The organism is Stenotrophomonas sp. SrG, assembly GCF_050031795.1.
In the GTDB taxonomy this organism is placed as follows: Bacteria; Pseudomonadota; Gammaproteobacteria; order Xanthomonadales; family Xanthomonadaceae; genus Stenotrophomonas; species Stenotrophomonas rhizophila_A.
Genome location: NZ_JBNBBE010000495.1, coordinates 1 through 255, shown reverse-complemented (window position 1 = coordinate 255; position 255 = coordinate 1). Strand labels below are relative to the sequence as shown.

Below are 255 nucleotides of genomic sequence, written 5' to 3'. Positions count from 1 at the left end.
GTCCTGGTCGCTGCAGGCGCCCTGCTGGTCGGGGGCATCGCCACCGCCGCCTTCATGAAAAGCGGTCGCTCCACCGACCCGGTTACCGCCGCGCAGACCCGTCCGAGCCTGGACACCACGCCGCTGGCCGCCGATGGTGCGCGCACCGACGAACTCGCCGTGGACAAGGCCGGCCGGCTCGAATACGCCGACGTGGTCAAGGTCGATACGCTGACCCAGAAGGAAAAGGCTTACGCCACCGTGATCGGCACCGAG

Annotated in this window: 1 pseudogene; it reads left to right on the top strand. The window is 69.0% G+C overall.

The annotated features are described in order from the left end of the window. Positions 1 to 255, top strand: a pseudogene (locus tag ACQG3P_RS20610) (glycine zipper 2TM domain-containing protein); the annotation flags it as partial.